At 43.4% G+C, this 16,128-nt stretch carries 16 protein-coding genes; 11 read left to right on the forward strand and 5 right to left on the reverse strand.

Annotation, left to right across the window (positions count from 1 at the left end; translation table 11 throughout):
• The first annotated feature begins 175 nt into the window (after positions 1 to 175).
• From NIES1031_RS06730 to NIES1031_RS06750, 5 genes are all read left to right on the forward strand, one after another.
• Entirely contained in the window at positions 176 to 1,336 is a 1,161-nt protein-coding gene (locus NIES1031_RS06730; RefSeq protein WP_236738741.1) for an ABC transporter substrate-binding protein, read from the forward strand.
• 59 nt (positions 1,337 to 1,395) lie between these two features.
• Positions 1,396 to 2,304 (forward strand): carbohydrate ABC transporter permease, encoded by a 909-nt coding sequence (locus NIES1031_RS06735; protein ID WP_073548715.1) that lies wholly within the window; start codon positions 1,396 to 1,398, stop codon positions 2,302 to 2,304.
• Positions 2,305 to 2,320: 16 nt separating this feature from the next.
• Positions 2,321 to 3,208 (forward strand): carbohydrate ABC transporter permease, encoded by an 888-nt coding sequence (locus tag NIES1031_RS06740; RefSeq protein ID WP_073548716.1) that lies wholly within the window; start codon positions 2,321 to 2,323, stop codon positions 3,206 to 3,208.
• Between the two features lie 53 nt (positions 3,209 to 3,261).
• The gene (locus tag NIES1031_RS06745; protein WP_073548717.1) at positions 3,262 to 4,368 is read left to right on the forward strand and encodes an ABC transporter ATP-binding protein; all 1,107 of its coding nucleotides are present in this window, start codon (positions 3,262 to 3,264) and stop codon (positions 4,366 to 4,368) included.
• Positions 4,369 to 4,436: 68 nt separating this feature from the next.
• Positions 4,437 to 5,951 carry a trehalase family glycosidase gene (locus NIES1031_RS06750; protein WP_073548718.1) on the forward strand — a complete coding sequence of 505 codons (1,515 nt, stop codon included), beginning with the start codon at positions 4,437 to 4,439 and terminating at the stop codon, positions 5,949 to 5,951.
• A gap of 24 nt (positions 5,952 to 5,975) precedes the next feature.
• Here the strand turns inward: NIES1031_RS06750 and NIES1031_RS06755 are convergent, their stop codons facing one another.
• Positions 5,976 to 6,392, reverse strand: a complete 417-nt coding sequence (locus NIES1031_RS06755; RefSeq protein WP_073548719.1) for a QcrA and Rieske domain-containing protein — start codon at positions 6,390 to 6,392, stop codon at positions 5,976 to 5,978.
• A 72-nt stretch (positions 6,393 to 6,464) separates the two neighbouring features.
• On the reverse strand, positions 6,465 to 6,821 hold the full coding sequence (gene folB / locus NIES1031_RS06760; RefSeq protein WP_073548936.1) for a dihydroneopterin aldolase: 357 nt from the start codon (positions 6,819 to 6,821) through the stop codon (positions 6,465 to 6,467).
• A gap of 48 nt (positions 6,822 to 6,869) precedes the next feature.
• Between folB and menD the strand changes: the two genes are divergently transcribed.
• A complete protein-coding gene (menD, locus tag NIES1031_RS06765) occupies positions 6,870 to 8,597 on the forward strand; it encodes a 2-succinyl-5-enolpyruvyl-6-hydroxy-3-cyclohexene-1-carboxylic-acid synthase (protein WP_073548720.1) in 1,728 nt (575 codons plus the stop codon).
• Between the two features lie 351 nt (positions 8,598 to 8,948).
• Here the strand turns inward: menD and NIES1031_RS06770 are convergent, their stop codons facing one another.
• The gene (locus NIES1031_RS06770) at positions 8,949 to 10,088 is read right to left on the reverse strand and encodes a hypothetical protein (protein ID WP_073548721.1); all 1,140 of its coding nucleotides are present in this window, start codon (positions 10,086 to 10,088) and stop codon (positions 8,949 to 8,951) included.
• A 405-nt stretch (positions 10,089 to 10,493) separates the two neighbouring features.
• Here NIES1031_RS06770 and menB point away from each other — a divergent pair, with 405 nt between their 5' ends.
• Entirely contained in the window at positions 10,494 to 11,324 is an 831-nt protein-coding gene (gene menB, locus NIES1031_RS06780) for a 1,4-dihydroxy-2-naphthoyl-CoA synthase (RefSeq protein WP_073548723.1), read from the forward strand.
• On the opposite strand, the gene NIES1031_RS06785 is transcribed toward menB, so the two are convergent.
• Positions 11,321 to 11,605: a hypothetical protein gene (locus NIES1031_RS06785; RefSeq protein WP_073548724.1), complete on the reverse strand. Its 285-nt coding sequence runs from the start codon at positions 11,603 to 11,605 to the stop codon at positions 11,321 to 11,323. The two genes, menB and NIES1031_RS06785, sit on opposite strands and share 4 nt — an antisense overlap.
• Positions 11,606 to 12,009: 404 nt before the next feature.
• The gene (locus NIES1031_RS06790; protein WP_073548725.1) at positions 12,010 to 12,558 is read right to left on the reverse strand and encodes a DciA family protein; all 549 of its coding nucleotides are present in this window, start codon (positions 12,556 to 12,558) and stop codon (positions 12,010 to 12,012) included.
• A gap of 144 nt (positions 12,559 to 12,702) precedes the next feature.
• Between NIES1031_RS06790 and NIES1031_RS06795 the strand changes: the two genes are divergently transcribed.
• The 4 genes from NIES1031_RS06795 to NIES1031_RS06810 all read left to right on the forward strand — a co-directional run bounded on the left by NIES1031_RS06795 (position 12,703) and on the right by NIES1031_RS06810 (position 16,127).
• Complete coding sequence (locus NIES1031_RS06795; protein ID WP_073548726.1) at positions 12,703 to 13,428, forward strand: PspA/IM30 family protein; 726 nt, start codon at positions 12,703 to 12,705, stop codon at positions 13,426 to 13,428.
• Between the two features lie 160 nt (positions 13,429 to 13,588).
• On the forward strand, positions 13,589 to 14,359 hold the full coding sequence (locus tag NIES1031_RS06800) for a PspA/IM30 family protein (protein ID WP_073548727.1): 771 nt from the start codon (positions 13,589 to 13,591) through the stop codon (positions 14,357 to 14,359).
• Positions 14,360 to 14,547: 188 nt separating this feature from the next.
• A complete protein-coding gene (gene trxA, locus NIES1031_RS06805) occupies positions 14,548 to 14,874 on the forward strand; it encodes a thioredoxin (RefSeq protein WP_073548728.1) in 327 nt (108 codons plus the stop codon).
• A 65-nt stretch (positions 14,875 to 14,939) separates the two neighbouring features.
• Complete coding sequence (locus NIES1031_RS06810) at positions 14,940 to 16,127, forward strand: LL-diaminopimelate aminotransferase (RefSeq protein WP_073548729.1); 1,188 nt, start codon at positions 14,940 to 14,942, stop codon at positions 16,125 to 16,127.
• Position 16,128 lies beyond the last annotated feature (1 nt).

A 16,128-nucleotide genomic window follows, 5' to 3' on the forward strand; every position in this document is an offset into this window, starting at 1 on the left:
GTTGATCGTGAATGTTGATTGAAAAATGTTGTACCGCAAACTATTAAACAAGCTGCAAAGATTTTTAAGAAAACAAGGTTTTTTGCGCGTAGGGGTTTTTAGTACTTTTTTCCTAGGCATCGTACTTTATAGCTGGATAGCACTATCACAGCAACCAGTAACACTCAATCTACTAATGACCGCTCCTGATGCGCAACCTTGGCAACAGGGAATTGTGAGAGACTTTGAGGCGAAGAATCCTGATATTCGGATCAATATTATTGAAGGTCCCAACGCGACTAACTTATTAGAAGATCTGTATACTTCGGCGTTTATTTTAGGTGATTCTCCCTATGACCTGATTAACATGGATGTCATTTGGACACCTAAATTTGCAGCGGCGGGATGGTTAATGGATCTTACTGATCGGATGTCTCCTGAGGAATTAGAAGCATTTTCAGATGCAGACGTTGAAGGTAGTCGCTACGAAGGTAGGTTATATCGCATTCCGATGCGTTCTGATGTAGGGATGTTATATTACCGCACCGATTTACTCGAACAAGCCGGATTGGAACCACCAGAAACCTTTGCAGAATTAATTCAAGCTTCACAAACATTGCAACAAAAAGACTTAGTTAACTGGGGCTATGTTTGGCAAGGGCGGCAATATGAAGGACTTGTCGCTATGTTCATTGAGATTCTCGAAGGATTTGGCGGATTTTGGGTTAATCCAGAAAACTTAGAAGTAGGATTAGATAGACCGGAAACAGTGCAAGCGATCAATTTCTTGAAAGACACCGTAGCGCAAGGAATTTCACCGCCTGGAGTAACAACATATCAAGAAGAAGAAACACGGCGCTTTTTCCAAAGTGGTCAAGCTGCGTTTTTACGTAATTGGCCTTATGTTTGGCCTTTAGCCCAAGAAGAAGGTTCGCAAATTCAAGGCAGAATTGCGATTAAGCCAATGGTTGGTAGTGCAGGAAGAACTGGCGGTGCGTGTCTTGGGGGTTGGGGTTTAGGAATTTCAGCGACGACAAGGCATCCAGAAGAAGCATGGAGGGCGATTCAATTTTTCACTTCTGAAGAAGCACAGAAGAACTTCGTTTTGAATGCAGGCTTTGTTCCAAGTCGGCGATCGCTATTCACCGATCCCGATATTGTTGCTGAATACCCTCACTATCCGCAATTACTCGAAGTTGTCCAACAAGCTGTGCTACGTCCACCGATCGCACAGTATGCACAAGCGTCTGATATTCTACAACGTTACCTCAGTGGTGCATTAACGAATCGGATGACACCAGAGCGAGCAATGCAAGCTGCTGCAAATGAAACTCGCCGCTTACTCAGTAGGGGTTAGGGGCGCGGGGCTAGCTGTAAAGATAAGTTTAAAGTCTAGAATCTTTTTTGCAAACTTCGATGTTTAATACAAAGACAATTCGGGGACGCGAACAACGCACAGCATGGATTTTGACAATACCAGCCTTGCTGATGCTATTGTTTGTTTTTGGATATCCTATTATTCGTGCTTTTTGGCTGAGTTTATTTACACAAAACTTGGGAACACGACTGCAACCTGTTTTCTCTGGGTTCGACAACTATTCGCGAATGGCGGGGGATGGTCGTTTTTGGCAAAGCTTTTGGGTAACGATTATCTTTACGGTTTCTTCAGTGCTCTTGGAGTTACTTTTAGGATTAGCGATCGCGCTGATTCTCAACCAAAAGTTTTTTGGACGCGGTTTAGTACGAACATCCGCGATTATTCCCTGGGCTTTGCCAACCGCTTTGATTGGTTTAGCTTGGGCGTGGATTTTTAACGACCAATTTGGGATAGTCAACGATATTTTACTGCGGTTAGGAATTATCAATACCGGAATTAACTGGCTAGGAGATCCGACGCTAGCGATGTTTGCGGTCATTTTTGCTGACGTTTGGAAAACGACGCCATTCATCAGTATTTTGCTACTTGCAGGCTTGCAATCGATTTCACCTGATTTATATGAAGCGCACTCGATTGATGGCGCGACACCTTGGCAGAATTTCCGCCAGATTACCTTACCCTTACTGCTACCACAAATTTTAATTGCGATGCTGTTTCGCTTTGCGCAGGCGTTTGGTGTTTTCGACCTGATTCAGGTGATGACGGGCGGGGGGCCTGGGGGTGCAACCGAAGTGGTATCACTATACATCTATTCGACTGTCATGCGTTACCTCGACTTTGGCTATGGCTCAGCACTAGTCGTCGTGACATTTTTATTGCTGGTGTTGGCTGTAGCGATCGCCAGTCTCCTCCTCAACAAAACTCGCGCCCGAACAGGTACAACTTAACTCATAATCCAAAATCATGACTGCAACTCCTGAAGTCGTTCCCATTACTCCTAGACAAACCGGCGGCGCCAAAAAGATTCCTTGGCGGAAGATTTTAACAACCATCGCCGTCATCTTCGTTGTCATTTTTTGTTTAGCGCCAGTGATGTGGCAAGTTTTAACTTCATTCAAAGTCAATGAAGATATTGCGGCTGTTCCCACGGTGTATTTCCCAACGCGCTATACGTTAGACCACTATATCGAGTTATTTGTCCGCCGCCCCTTTTGGCGCTATATCCTCAATAGTGCGTTTGTGTCGATTGTGTCTACTGCACTAGCTTTAGCACTGGGCGCACCGGCTTCTTACGCGCTGGCGCGATTGCGTCCTTGGGGTGGTAAGGTGATTTTGGCAGGAATTCTCATTGTTACCTTATTCCCAGGAATTTTGTTATTCATTGGACTTTTAGAAATTATTCAACAATTAGGATGGGGTAACAACTACCTAGCACTGATTGTGCCCTACACTGCCATCAATTTGCCATTAACAATTTTGGTACTGCGCAGCTTTTTTGAGCAATTACCAAAAGACTTGGAAGATTCCGCTAGAGTGGACGGTTACAACACATTTCAAATGCTGTGGCAAATCTTACTACCGATGACGCTTCCAGCTTTGGTAACAACAGGAATTCTCACCTTTATTTTTGCTTGGAACGAATTCATCTTCGCATTGACCTTCATGACGCGCGAAGAACTCAAAACAATTCCAGTTGCAGCAGCCCAGTTGGGGGGTGCATCGGTGTTTGAAATTCCCTATGGACCAATCGCCGCGGCGACAGTTCTCGGGACGTTACCGCTCGTGTTACTTGTTCTCTTCTTCCAACGCAAGATCGTTCAAGGTCTTACCGCTGGGGCTGTTAAAGGTTAGTAATTGGCAGCTAGTTGCTAATCACTAATCACTAATCTCTATTTCCTAATAAAATGGCTAGACTCGAACTCAAAAATTTAAATAAAACCTTTTCTCCGAAAGTCGTTCCCGTTAAAGACATCAGTTTAACGGTCGAAGATGGAGAATTTTTAACCTTACTCGGTCCTTCCGGTTGTGGTAAATCTACAGTGCTACGGATGATTGCGGGGTTAGAAGAACCAACACGCGGTCAAGTTGTCCTCGGAGGTGAAGAGATCACGTTTAGACGACCAGGCGATCGCAATATGGCAATGGTATTCCAAAGCTATGCGCTGTACCCTCACATGACTGTCGCCGAAAACCTGGCGTCGGGACTCAAGCTTAAAAATGTACCGCGCGCAGAAATTAAGCAGCGTGTTGCTGAAGTCGCCCAACTTCTTGGCTTAGAAGAGTTACTCAACCGCAAACCTGGTCAAATGTCTGGAGGACAACGCCAGCGGGTTGCGGTTGGTCGCGCTTTGGTGCGTCAAGCCCAAGTATTCTTACTCGACGAACCTTTAAGTAACCTCGATGCATTATTGAGAGAACGCGTCCGTGCAGATCTCAAACAAATTTTTGCAACTCAAAAAGCCCCAGTGGTTTATGTTACCCACGACCAAACCGAAGCAATGACACTGTCTTCTAAAGTTGCGGTGTTGAACAATGGCTATGTTCAACAACTCGCACCACCAGATCGCATTTACAGTCATCCTGCTAACTTATTTGTTGCCGGATTTGTTGGTAGTCCGCAAATGAATCTCCTTACCTTACCTTGTCGCGGGCGTTACGCACTACTCGGAAACTTTCAAATTCCACTACTAGATATCCCTACAGTTCCCCCACAAATTGTTTTAGGAATTCGCCCCGAAAACGTCCGTGTTGCCCGACCAGAAGATGAATACATCATCCAAGGTAGAGTCTTTTTGGTTGAACACTTGGGGATGCACAACTTAGTCAGTGTCCGTGTTAATGGTGCGCATTCAGAGTCAGAACCGCAGACAGTACGTGCCTTGTTACCTACAGACCAAGTTTGGAGTAATGAAGAAATTAAGCTTGCTTTACCACCACAAAATATCCACTGGTTCGATGTTGAGTCAGGAGATTCATTAGTAGGAAGACAAAGAGTACAAACGATGAGTTAGTGGCGCTTTGGTTAGTGGCTAGAGTAATAATATCCAAACGACTTGTTTCTCTAGCTACTTTTATTGTGATGCAGCAACATTTATCAATACAATTTCCCTCAGCTCAACAAATTGCAGATGTCAGAGCCTATATTAAACAAAGTTGGAAAACTTTGTCGCGATCGCCTGCGGATATTTTAGCAGCAGCTTATGACCCAAAGCTTGAGCGTCGTGAAAATTCTCCTTGGTTAGTTTACGTCTCTGCTAAAGAAAACCGTTTAAAAGTTGAACAATCGTTACAACAAATACTGAGCCAAGCAGAATTTAATAAGTTAGAAATTAGAACTTTACCCGCAAATATTTCAACAATTCAAGAACACGGATTACTTTACCTTCCAGGTTCTTACGTTGTTCCTGGAGGGCGGTTTAATGAAATGTTTGGCTGGGATAGTTATTTTATTTTATTAGGCTTACTACAAGATCAAGAATTAGAACTTGCCCAAAGCTTAGTCAACCAACTTATCTACGAAATTGAGCATTATGGTACAATTTTAAACGCTAATCGTACCTATTTTTTAACGCGATCGCAACCTCCAGTATTAACATTAATGGTACTAGCGTTGTTTGCCCATACACAAAACAAACAATGGTTGCAATCGATAATTCCAGCAATTGAAAAATATTACACTTTTTGGACTACAGAGCCACATTTACATCCAGAAACAGGACTTTCACGCTTTTTTGACTCTGGCGAAGGACCTGCACCCGAAGTTATTAGTGATGAAAAAGATGACGCGGGAAGAACTCATTATGACCGAGTTCTAACGTATTATACCACATACGGAATCAACGGATTAGATGCGTATTACGATTCAACAAGTGGCTTCACCGAATTATTTTATCAAGGCGATCGCTCAATGCGCGAATCAGGCTTTGATTGTTCGCATCGCTTCGGGTTATTTAATCTTGAAATTACACAATATTTACCTGTGTGTTTGAATGTTTTACTCTATCAAATGGAGCAAGACATAGCACAAATTTATCAAATTTTAGGTAAAGATTCAAGACTTTGGTGCGATCGCGCGACAAAACGCAGCCAAACAATCAATCAGTTAATGTGGGACGAACAAGTAGGACTTTATTTTGATTACAACTTTGTCACGCATCAACGCAGTCAGTACGAATTTGTCACAACATTCTATCCTTTATGGGCTGGTATAGCTTCGCAAAAACAAACTGAAAAAGTCGTAAAAAACTTAGCAAAATTTTTAGCGCCAGGCGGCTTACTCACAAGTACTATTGTCACAGGAAATCAATGGGATGCACCGTTTGGTTGGGCACCTTTACATCTCATTGCTGTACAAGGTTTAAGCCGTTATCATTATCTCCCGCAAGCCGAAGACATTGCCAAAAGATTTATCACGTTGGTTGTGCAAGAATTTGAAAAATACGGTGCAATTGTCGAGAAATACGATGTTGTTAAATGTTCTGCCAACGTTTCTGACGAAATTCTCTTTGGCTATAGTTCCAACGAAATTGGTTTTGGCTGGACAAATGGAGTGTTTTTGGAACTGTTATCTTGGTTAGAAAACTTAAAGTCATAATTCGTAATATCAACGTTACTGCACTCAACGACTTTTCACTAACACCAAATCACCCTCAAACTTAGCGGAATAAGTCGCGAGAGGTTCCTTCGCCGGACCATTTTGCACGCTGCCATCACTGGCAAACTTAGAATTATGACAAGGACAAACAAAGGCTTTTTCGGCTTGTTGCCAAGCAACGTTACACCCAGCATGAGGACAAGTAGGATTAACCGCGATCGCTTGATTTGGATTAGCCGGATCGCGGATTACTAATGCTTTGCCATCTGCTAAATCTTCATTGAGAAGTTGCCCGGTTTTATCCAATTCGCTGAGGGATCCTACTACTTCAAACCCGTCAGAGCGAACATCAGAAGCAACATCTGCTGATTGCGAATTACAAGCCGCAATGCTAACACTTGCACTTGCTCCTACCAAACTGATAAATTCTCGACGGTTCATTCGTGAAATCTCTAATATGCCTTACTTAAGTTAGCAGTGCAGATGGTCTTTTCCAAGTATTTTCGAGAAATTTTAGCGGCTGCGTGTGATTTCAACGGTAATTTTGCCACCAAAATCGGGAATGGGGGCGGCGAGTTTTGTGAGGCGGACTTGGACTTGTTGGACGCGGTCAGCTTTTAGAATAGATGTAGCGATCGCATCTACCAAGCGTTCGATCAACGCATACTTAGAGGTTTTTACCAAGTGCTGCACGTCATTAATTACGCTACGGTAATCGAGAGTATCCTCAATCGCATCGCTCTTACCTGCTACGGATAGATCTAACCACAGCGTTAAGTCTACCTCAAACCATTGACCTAAAACTTGTTCTTCGGGCAAATAACCTGTGTAACCGTAGCAACGAATTCCTGTTAAATGAAAACAGTCCATACAATTTTCCTTATCATTAGCTAATGGCTCATCGCTCATTGCTTGCTCATGCTTGATTTTCGCAACACTAATACCGTTTGGGGTTCTATACTCGCAGAGACTTTTGGGCGGCTAGGGTTAAAAACCGCCGTGATTTGTCCAGGTTCGCGGTCTACACCACTGGCGATCGCCTTTACCCAAACTGATCGAGTCGAAGCCATACCCATTTTAGACGAACGTTCCGCAGCGTTTTTTGCTTTGGGAATTGCTCGTCAAACCAAACACCCTGTCGTGTTAGTTTGCACGTCTGGAACCGCCGCTGCAAATTTCTACCCTGCAATTATCGAAGCGCGAGAAAGCCAAGTTCCTTTGATTGTCTTAACCGCAGATCGTCCCCCTGAATTACGTGACTGTCATTCAGGACAAACAATCGACCAAGTAAAGTTGTATGGCACATACGCCAACTGGTACGCTGAATTAGCACTACCCTCGTTAGAAATTGAGATGCTAGCGTACCTCCGCCAAACGCTGATTTATGCATGGGAGCGATCGCGCTATCCTGTTGCTGGAGTTGTGCATCTCAACATCCCCTTTCGCGATCCTTTAGCACCCATCCCCGACTCCACCATCGCCGTATTCCAATCACAATTTAATTCACAAGATTTTTTCAACAGCATCCAATTACCAATTACCCATTACCAATTACCCATTACCCATCCCGAAGAATGGAAACAATGTGATCGTGGAATCATCATCGCCGGACTTGCCCAACCGCAACAACCACGCGAATATTGTGGTGCGATCGCCCAACTTGCTAAAACACTCAAATTTCCCGTACTCGCTGAAGCACTTTCCCCAGTCAGAAACTTTGCAGATCTTAACCCTTATCTCATTTCTACCTACGACTTGATTGTCCGCAATCCTCAGTTAGCACAACAGCTACAACCAAACATCGTAATTCAAATTGGGGAACTGCCCACAAGTAAAGATCTGCGTCAATGGCTAAGCGTGACTCAACCCCAGCGCTGGATTATTGACCCCTGCGATCATAATCTCGATCCTTTACACGGAAAAACAATTCATCTACGCACCACAGTAGAACAACTAGCGCAATCGATTGCACCGAAAGCACCAACTCCATATTTACAATTATGGTGTGATGTGGAAGCTAAAGTAAGGTCAGCGTGCGATCGCACAATGGCAGAAATTGACCATTTATTTGAAGGTAAAGCCGCCTGGTTACTGTCGCAAATTCTCCCACCAGAAACCCCCTTATTTATTGCTAATAGTATGCCCGTGCGCGATATGGAGTTTTTCTGGAAACCGAGTAATTCTAATATCCGCCCATTTTTTAACCGTGGTGCAAATGGTATTGATGGCACATTGTCAACTGCCTTAGGAGTCGCACATCGCAATCACAGCAGTGTGTTACTAACTGGCGATTTGGCTTTATTACACGATACAAACGGTTTTTTAATTACTAATAAGTTTACTGGACATTTAACAATTGTTCTGATTAATAATAACGGCGGTGGTATTTTTGAAATGTTACCTATCTCCAAATTTGAACCACCTTTTGAGGAGTTTTTTGCCACCCCACAAAATATAGATTTTGCTCAATTATGTGCTACCTATAATGTAGAGCATGAGTTAATTCAATCTTGGGAACAATTGCAACAAAAATTAAATCCCCTTCCTGCAACAGGAATTAGAGTCTTGGAATTAAAAACAAATAGAAAATCTGATGCCAAATGGCGGAAAGAGAATTTAGGAAATCTTGCAGCGATTACTATGTGACTTTATTTCTCTTAGAGGTTTTCATACGTTTATTTCTCTACTCCACAGTCCTGAGAGTTTCCAAACCAATCTCCATTCAAACTCCCCCAAATTTGGGAGATTAGGGGGCAGAGCGAGTAACTTATTTTACTTTTAAAACACCGTCTTACCCCATGTTTTAACTCAGTAGCATTAGCAAAAGGGAATGATCGCAGGATTATATCTCCCGACTCATAGCTTTGCATTAGTTAAAGCGTGTCGTAGATACTATCTGACTGCTCATATCCAGCAAAGAATTGCTCTGCTGTTAGCTTAGACCAATCTACTTGATCTGATATATTTCCCTGGTTGCTGATCACTTCGTATTCGCGCCTAAACTCGTTGATTACAGTTTTTTTGATTAGCTGTTAACCAATTATCTTTCGAGAGTTTTCTAACACGCTCAATAATCTTAGATAAATCAAGGAAATGCTCAAGCTGTTTCAGGTTAAGTCTATAAGATTTCCTTGAAACTACATCTGATGAAGCAATACTAAATGTTATTTGGAGGAACTTCTCTAGAAAGACAATTAGGCTTTCATCTTTGCTAACGACTTTTTCAACCCACTGCTTGACTTCTTTCTCTCCAGCCCAATCTTGCCAACGATATAAAATACTTGCAAGCTTTGGTGTTTGCAGTAGGAGATCGTGCTGTGCAGCAAAACTTACTTTTTCTAAAGTAATTTTTTCTAGTTCTTGAAGATGCTGTTCGCTGACAATCCATTTATCTTCTGGATATGGCTTGTCTACCCCATACTTTCCATGTGCTTGACCATATGTTATAACTTCGTACTCAATTATTGAAAGAGCATTGCCGTTCTCGATTGCCTTTTTCAAAATACTAAAGCGTTCTTGTTCATCCAGCCTACGTAACATCTGGTAAATAACACGACCAATTCTAGTTTCATTCCCAAAATCAAACATTCTGCACTTGTCATCTTCAGGAAGTAGAAGCTGGTCGCCTATATTAAATAAAGCTTGTACAATTAAAGGAATTCTTTCCAGAGGAATTTCTTCTGTAGTGTAATCTTCAAGCCGCTCAAGAAATAGTCTAGCTCTAGTAATTCCATCTGGGTGTTTTTGCTTGCTAAGTTCCACAAGCTTTTCTTTAAATTTTTTTACATCATCTACTAAAGCAAGAATCTCTTTTAGCTCAAAGTTTGAGAAATCACCTCCTGGTATTGCTAACTGAAAATATCTTGGAAAGATCTCTGGGCTACATATACGAAGTCTCTTACGCCATAGTGACTCAGATTTTACAACAGTAAAAATAGTATTATTTCTCCACACAGATTGGAACTTAGGAAAAAGGCGTAGAAGTAACTTTTTGGCTGTCTCTCTGTCTTCTTCTTGAACTGTAGCAAGGCATGAGTTATAAAGAGATTTTATTGCTTCGCTTGTAGAGGTGTGAGTACTCCCAGTATCAAAATATCCAATAAACGCTTCAGGATTCTTCTGGATTATGTTATACATTGCCGAGCAAAACACACGGAGTGATTCAATAACAATAGTGAATGATGAAGTTCAACAGTGTTGATTTACCTAAACCCCAAGGAGCACATAGACTGCCGTAACGAAACCTTGAGGTGGTGACATCTTGCAAATACTATCTGCAAGATTTTTCGCAAAGGGTGCATATCCTAGTCGATCATGTTCTGGATTTTTAAGAGGGTTGTCTGCTGATAGGACATTTAAATCCTCATTTTCTACATCAGTGTTACTCTCAATCTGCGTCATAATCAACTGTGCGTCTTAGTTCTATTGTCATAATGGCATAGTGATTACACCTTAACCTTCTGACATCTTGGCTATGCTATTCAGCACACATACTAGACATTGAGTTAAAATTCTCAAACTGGAAGCGCGATCGCACACTTTATGCAAAACTGGCAAACGGCTAAAACCTACGAAGATATCCTCTATCACAAAACCGACGGTATTGCCAAAATTACCATCAATCGTCCGCACAAGCGGAATGCGTTTCGTCCCAAAACTGTCTTTGAACTTTACGATGCTTTTGTTGATGCTCGTGAAGATACGAGTATTGGTGTTGTTTTATTTACAGGTGCAGGACCACATACAGATGGTAAATACGCATTTTGTGCGGGGGGAGATCAAAGTGTGAGGGGAACTGCGGGATATGTTGATGATGAAGGTGTTCCTCGGTTGAATGTATTAGATTTACAACGGTTAATTCGTTCGATGCCGAAAGTCGTCATCGCGCTTGTTGCTGGGTATGCGATCGGCGGCGGACATGTACTGCATTTGATTTGCGACTTAACAATTGCTGCGGATAACGCAATTTTTGGTCAAACAGGTCCTAAAGTGGGTAGTTTTGATGGTGGATTTGGTGCAAGTTACCTTGCCCGTATTGTCGGGCAAAAAAAAGCGCGAGAAATTTGGTTTCTCTGTCGCCAATACACCGCAGCCCAAGCTTTAGAAATGGGTCTAGTTAATTGCGTTGTGCCTGTAGAACAACTAGAGGCCGAAGGAATTCAATGGGCAAACGAAATTTTAGAAAAAAGCCCGATCGCAATTCGCTGTCTTAAAGCTGCATTCAATGCTGATTGTGATGGTCAAGCAGGTTTACAAGAACTTGCCGGCAATGCAACTTTACTCTACTACATGACTGAAGAAGGAGCCGAAGGAAAACAGGCTTTCTTAGAAAAGCGTAAACCTGATTTTCGTCAATACCCTTGGCTACCTTAAGAAGGGGTGAGGGAAAGCGAATGCCGACTTAGTTCTAACGAAGTATGGTTTGATTCAGAAAACACTGGAGATGGTGTAGGTACAAGCGCTGGCTCATCTGGCACAATCATAACTTTATTGAGATCCCACGACGGGGCAAAAGCTGGAAGCGATAATTCACAAGCTTTCCAACTTCCTTGAACTGGTACTCCCAACAATTGACAACACCCGCCGCGCCGTCCTTCTGGTTGATAATAACGACAGTAACGACAGGCTGAAGTTGGAAAGTTTACATTTTTCATAGGAATGCTGTGTAGCAATTATCCATCGATTGTTATTGTGCCGCTTTGTAAAAGATCCCTTAAAGCCAGCATAATGATTAATTGGTATAGCTTTCAGCTATTTTTTTAAAACAGAAAGTTCATGTTTTCTTTATAATCTTGTTATATTACGATACAAAAGCAAGAGTGAAAGTTATAGATTTTGACTAAAACCAACAAGGGATCAGCAAGAAACAAAATAAAATCTTTTATAAACTGAGTGCGATTTTCTTAAAAATCAGTATAAACATGGATGGCTTTAGACAAATATTGTGAGGTAGAATGTGCTATTCAGTAAGTACAATAATGACGTTCTCAGGATTAATTGTTAGGGCGCACGCGTTGAACTTATCAACGATTACGAATAAATAAAATGGCGATCGTGCTTACCATTTTTTAGCAGCACAAAACGAGCAGACTTGCCAGCGCTGTAGTTCTCCTGGAGGTGTAGGAGATTGACATTGCGGACAAAGGGGTAGCCCGCGTGATCGCGATCGCGTCGTATTCTGCCAATGTTGAAATGCCGCACGTGGATTTTCTGGCACAGCGCGGAGGTGATTTTTACGCGTCGCCGCTGTGACAATATAGCTAGGATGATCGTTTTTTATTGGGGTATTGTCTTGGTTAATCGTTGGCGATCGCTGCCATCCTGCTGTAGAGAAGCGAATATCAACTAAGAGATTATTTGGTGGTAAATAAGGGTTGAGTTTCGTTAAGATGCGCTGGCGTTCAAAAGTAAGATTTTGCGCCCAAGCCGCGCTCGATGTTGCCACCCACAAAATATTACGTTGAATCGAAAGCGGGTGCGTATGCGCCGCCACCGCAGCACCAACAACATCAGCCCAACACTTAACGACCCGTGGCAACGGTTGCTCGTGCAAAGCGTTCTGCTCAATAAAAGCACCCACAAGTTGCTCAAGCGATTTGAAAGACATTTTTGATAGGTGCTCAAAAGGGGAGGTTAGCGACAGAGAAGGTACGATACCATGATTTTAATACTCCGACTAAGATGTTACCAGTTGGTGCGTTGCGGTCGGAACGGGCAAGGTGCAGCTTTTGTAACCAAACGGAGAGCCATCATGGGATTGATTGACCGCATCGGGCGGGTGTTTAGATCGAATGTCAATTCTTTAGTCAGTAATGCGGAAGACCCAGAAAAAATTCTAGAGCAGACAGTCGCACAGATGCAGGATGAACTCGTGCAACTCAGGCAAGCGGTAGCAAGTGCGATCGCCACACAAAAACGTACCGAACGTCAAGCACAACAAGCTCAATTTACCGCCGAAGAATGGTATCGCCGCGCGCAACTAGCACTGCAACAAGGAAATGATACCTTAGCCCGCGAAGCTTTAACAAAACGCAAGTCTTATCAAGAAACTGCCAGCGCCATGCAATCGCAAATCGAGCAACAAAATGCGATCATCAGTCGCATGAAAAAGGATATGCAGATGCTAGAAAGCAAAATATCCGAAGCCAAATCGAAAAAAGATATGTTTATTGCACGGGCGCGATCAGCAGAAGCAACCGCAAGACTCAATGAAATGCTAGGTGGAGTGAATACGAGTCAATCCTTAGGTGCTTTTGAACGCATGGAAGAACGGGTGATGCAACTCGAAGCGCAATCAGAATTAATCGCCGACATGGGAACCGACGATTTACAAAAACAATTCGACTCGCTAGCAACAGATGATAATATTGATGCTGAACTCGCACGCATGAAAGCACAACTACCAGGTAAGCCAAACTCACCGCAATTACCTGGAATGTCTACTACTCAAGATAGAAATCTCGAACGTAGGGAATAGCATTTTCTATAGAAATTAATAAAAATTGCCTAACTATCACAACGCCAACTAAGTACTAGGCTTATGTTAGGAATAGAAACTCTTTTGATTTTGGTGTTGAACTGAGTAAAACAAAATTACAACGCTCAACCTATCTTGCACACATTAAGAGAACAAAGTTATGGGATTATTTGATCGAATCAGTCGGGTCGTCAAAGCTAACCTCAACGACATGGTGAGCAAAGCCGAAGACCCAGAAAAAATGCTCGAACAGTCGCTGCTAGAAATGCAGGAAGACTTAGTGCAACTACGTCAGAGTGTCGCCCAAGCGATCGCCGCGCAACGACGCACCGAACAACAGTACAATCAAGCACAAAACGAAGCAAACAAGTGGCAGCGTAATGCCCAACTCGCACTGCAAAAAGGCGACGAAAACTTAGCCCGCCAAGCCCTCGAACGCAAGAAAACCTACGCCGAAACAGCGAATGCCTTGCGTGGTAGTCTCGAGCAACAAACAAGCCAAATTGACACGCTCAAGCGTAACCTAATTGCCCTAGAAAGCAAAATATCCGAAGCCAAAACGAAGAAAGATATGCTCAAGGCACGGATCACCGCGGCGAAAGCCCAAGAACAACTGCAAGGTGCTGTTGGTAGAATGGGAACAAGCAGTGCAATGGCAGCGTTTGAGCGGATGGAAGAAAAAGTCATGCTGCAAGAAGCCCGCGCACAATCCGCCGCTGAGTTAGCAACAGATAATCTCGAAAGTCAGTTCGCGGCGCTAGAAGCCGGCAGTGATGTTGACGACGAACTCGCCGCGCTTAAAGCGCAAATGTCGCTGCCAGGAGGTTCACCGCAGCAAGCATCGCTCCCACCCTCAGAACAATCATCACCCAAATCTGAGCCAGTTGATGCTGAATTAGAGCAACTGAAAAAACAGCTAGACCAATTGTAAAGGTCATTATTAACTTGATGCGATGCAAGCCTTGATCAGTACCTAAGAGCGCCAGGTCAAATCAGGGCTTAGCTCTTTTCAAAACAAAACACGCAAATTTTTTCCTAATAGCGTTTGGAGAGCGACAAAACAAGTCAAAATACTGAAGGGTCAGTCGTTTTGTCCAATCTTGTTTGAACAATAACCCCATGAGCAGCGTTACTGTAATATCAGATAAAGAATTTGAAACTGAAGTTTTGCAAGCAGACCAACCAGTATTAGTCTATTTTTGGGCTTCCTGGTGTGGTCCTTGTCGTTTAATGTCACCAACAATTGACTGGGCAGCAACAACATACGCCGATCGCCTAAAAGTTGTCAAAATGGAAGTAGACCCCAATCCTGAAACTGTCAAGCAGTATCAAGTCGAAGGTGTACCCGCGCTGCGGCTCATTCAAAATCAGCAAGTGCTAGAAGCTACCGAAGGCGTGATTCCCAAACAAAAATTGATTGAGATCCTAGATACCCATTTCCACTAGGGAGATTAAGCTGCGGAAATGACGAATTAGTACTACTAGCTACTAGCCACTAACCACTAAAAACTATGGAGTTTGCTAAGCGTTTAGAATATCTCCAAGCCAATGTCTTTGCAGATATGGATCAAGCAAAGGCACGAGCGATCGCCGCAGGAAAAGACTTGATTGACTTGTCGCTCGGATCTTCAGATCTTCCAGCCGCACCCCATGTACTTGATGCGATCGCCCAATCTTTACCAGATCGCAGCACGCACGGTTATTTACTGTTTCACGGTACACGGGCGTTTCGAGAAGCCGCAGCAAGTTGGTATACAAGCAAGTTTGGCATTTCTGTCGATCCCGAAACCGAAGTTTTACCGCTGATTGGTTCGCAAGAAGGAACAGCGCATTTACCACTGGCGGTATTAAATCCTGGCGATTTTGCTTTATTACTCGATCCTGGCTATCCTTCGCACGCGGGTGGCGTTTATTTAGCAAGTGGTCAAATTTACCCGATGCCATTACGCGCAGAAAATGGCTTTTTGCCTGTGTTTGCAGATATTCCCGCGCCCGTACTCGCGCAGTCGCGGATGATGGTACTGAGCTATCCGCATAATCCGACAAGTGCGATCGCGCCTTTGGCCTTCTTTCAAGCAGCGGTGGCGTTTTGTCAACAACACAATCTTGTGTTAGTTCACGACTTTCCGTATGTCGATCTTGTCTTTACACAAGGAAGCCAAAATTCCCAATTGCTCGCGCCTTCTATTCTCCAAGCCGATCCAGAAAAGTCCGTATCGATTGAGTTTTTCACGCTCTCGAAGTCGTACAATATGGGCGGGTTCCGCGTAGGGTATGCGATCGGTAATGCGAAGTTGATTCGGGCATTACGTCAAGTCAAAGCGGCGGTTGATTTTAACCAATATCGCGGAATTTTAAACGGTGCGATCGCAGCGCTTACTGGTTCGCAATCACAAGTGTCAATAGTTGTCAAGACTTTTCGGCAACGCCGCGATGCATTTATTGATGCGTTGCACCGCATCAACTGGCAAGTTCCTACACCTGATGCGACGATGTACATCTGGGCAAAATTACCCAAACAGTGGAACGATTCGATTCAATTTTGTACCGAACTCGTCGAAACGACAGGCGTTGCGGCTTCTCCTGGTGCGGGTTTTGGTAAATTTGGTGAAGGCTACGTGCGGTTTGCGTTGGTTCGCGATCCCGCTATCTTAGAAACTGCAGTTGAGCGCATCGCGACGTTTTTACATTCGCGTTAAT

Origin of the sequence: Chroogloeocystis siderophila 5.2 s.c.1, from assembly GCF_001904655.1 — a bacterium.
GTDB classification, from domain to species: Bacteria; Cyanobacteriota; Cyanobacteriia; order Cyanobacteriales; family Chroococcidiopsidaceae; genus Chroogloeocystis; species Chroogloeocystis siderophila.

What these genes read in the sequence shown, in the direction of transcription:
- NIES1031_RS06730 (WP_236738741.1), top strand. Translation starts at nt 176, where the DNA reads ATGACCGCTCCTGATGCGCAACCTTGGCAACAGGGAATTGTGAGAGAC.
- NIES1031_RS06770 (WP_073548721.1), bottom strand. Translation starts at nt 10,088, where the DNA reads ATGTATAACATAATCCAGAAGAATCCTGAAGCGTTTATTGGATATTTT.
- folB (WP_073548936.1), bottom strand. Translation starts at nt 6,821, where the DNA reads ATGGACTGTTTTCATTTAACAGGAATTCGTTGCTACGGTTACACAGGT.
- NIES1031_RS06735 (WP_073548715.1), top strand. Translation starts at nt 1,396, where the DNA reads ATGTTTAATACAAAGACAATTCGGGGACGCGAACAACGCACAGCATGG.
- NIES1031_RS06740 (WP_073548716.1), top strand. Translation starts at nt 2,321, where the DNA reads ATGACTGCAACTCCTGAAGTCGTTCCCATTACTCCTAGACAAACCGGC.
- NIES1031_RS06785 (WP_073548724.1), bottom strand. Translation starts at nt 11,605, where the DNA reads ATGAAAAATGTAAACTTTCCAACTTCAGCCTGTCGTTACTGTCGTTAT.
- NIES1031_RS06800 (WP_073548727.1), top strand. Translation starts at nt 13,589, where the DNA reads ATGGGATTATTTGATCGAATCAGTCGGGTCGTCAAAGCTAACCTCAAC.
- menB (WP_073548723.1), top strand. Translation starts at nt 10,494, where the DNA reads ATGCAAAACTGGCAAACGGCTAAAACCTACGAAGATATCCTCTATCAC.
- NIES1031_RS06810 (WP_073548729.1), top strand. Translation starts at nt 14,940, where the DNA reads ATGGAGTTTGCTAAGCGTTTAGAATATCTCCAAGCCAATGTCTTTGCA.
- NIES1031_RS06790 (WP_073548725.1), bottom strand. Translation starts at nt 12,558, where the DNA reads ATGTCTTTCAAATCGCTTGAGCAACTTGTGGGTGCTTTTATTGAGCAG.
- trxA (WP_073548728.1), top strand. Translation starts at nt 14,548, where the DNA reads ATGAGCAGCGTTACTGTAATATCAGATAAAGAATTTGAAACTGAAGTT.
- NIES1031_RS06795 (WP_073548726.1), top strand. Translation starts at nt 12,703, where the DNA reads ATGGGATTGATTGACCGCATCGGGCGGGTGTTTAGATCGAATGTCAAT.
- NIES1031_RS06755 (WP_073548719.1), bottom strand. Translation starts at nt 6,392, where the DNA reads ATGAACCGTCGAGAATTTATCAGTTTGGTAGGAGCAAGTGCAAGTGTT.
- NIES1031_RS06750 (WP_073548718.1), top strand. Translation starts at nt 4,437, where the DNA reads ATGCAGCAACATTTATCAATACAATTTCCCTCAGCTCAACAAATTGCA.
- menD (WP_073548720.1), top strand. Translation starts at nt 6,870, where the DNA reads ATGCTTGATTTTCGCAACACTAATACCGTTTGGGGTTCTATACTCGCA.
- NIES1031_RS06745 (WP_073548717.1), top strand. Translation starts at nt 3,262, where the DNA reads ATGGCTAGACTCGAACTCAAAAATTTAAATAAAACCTTTTCTCCGAAA.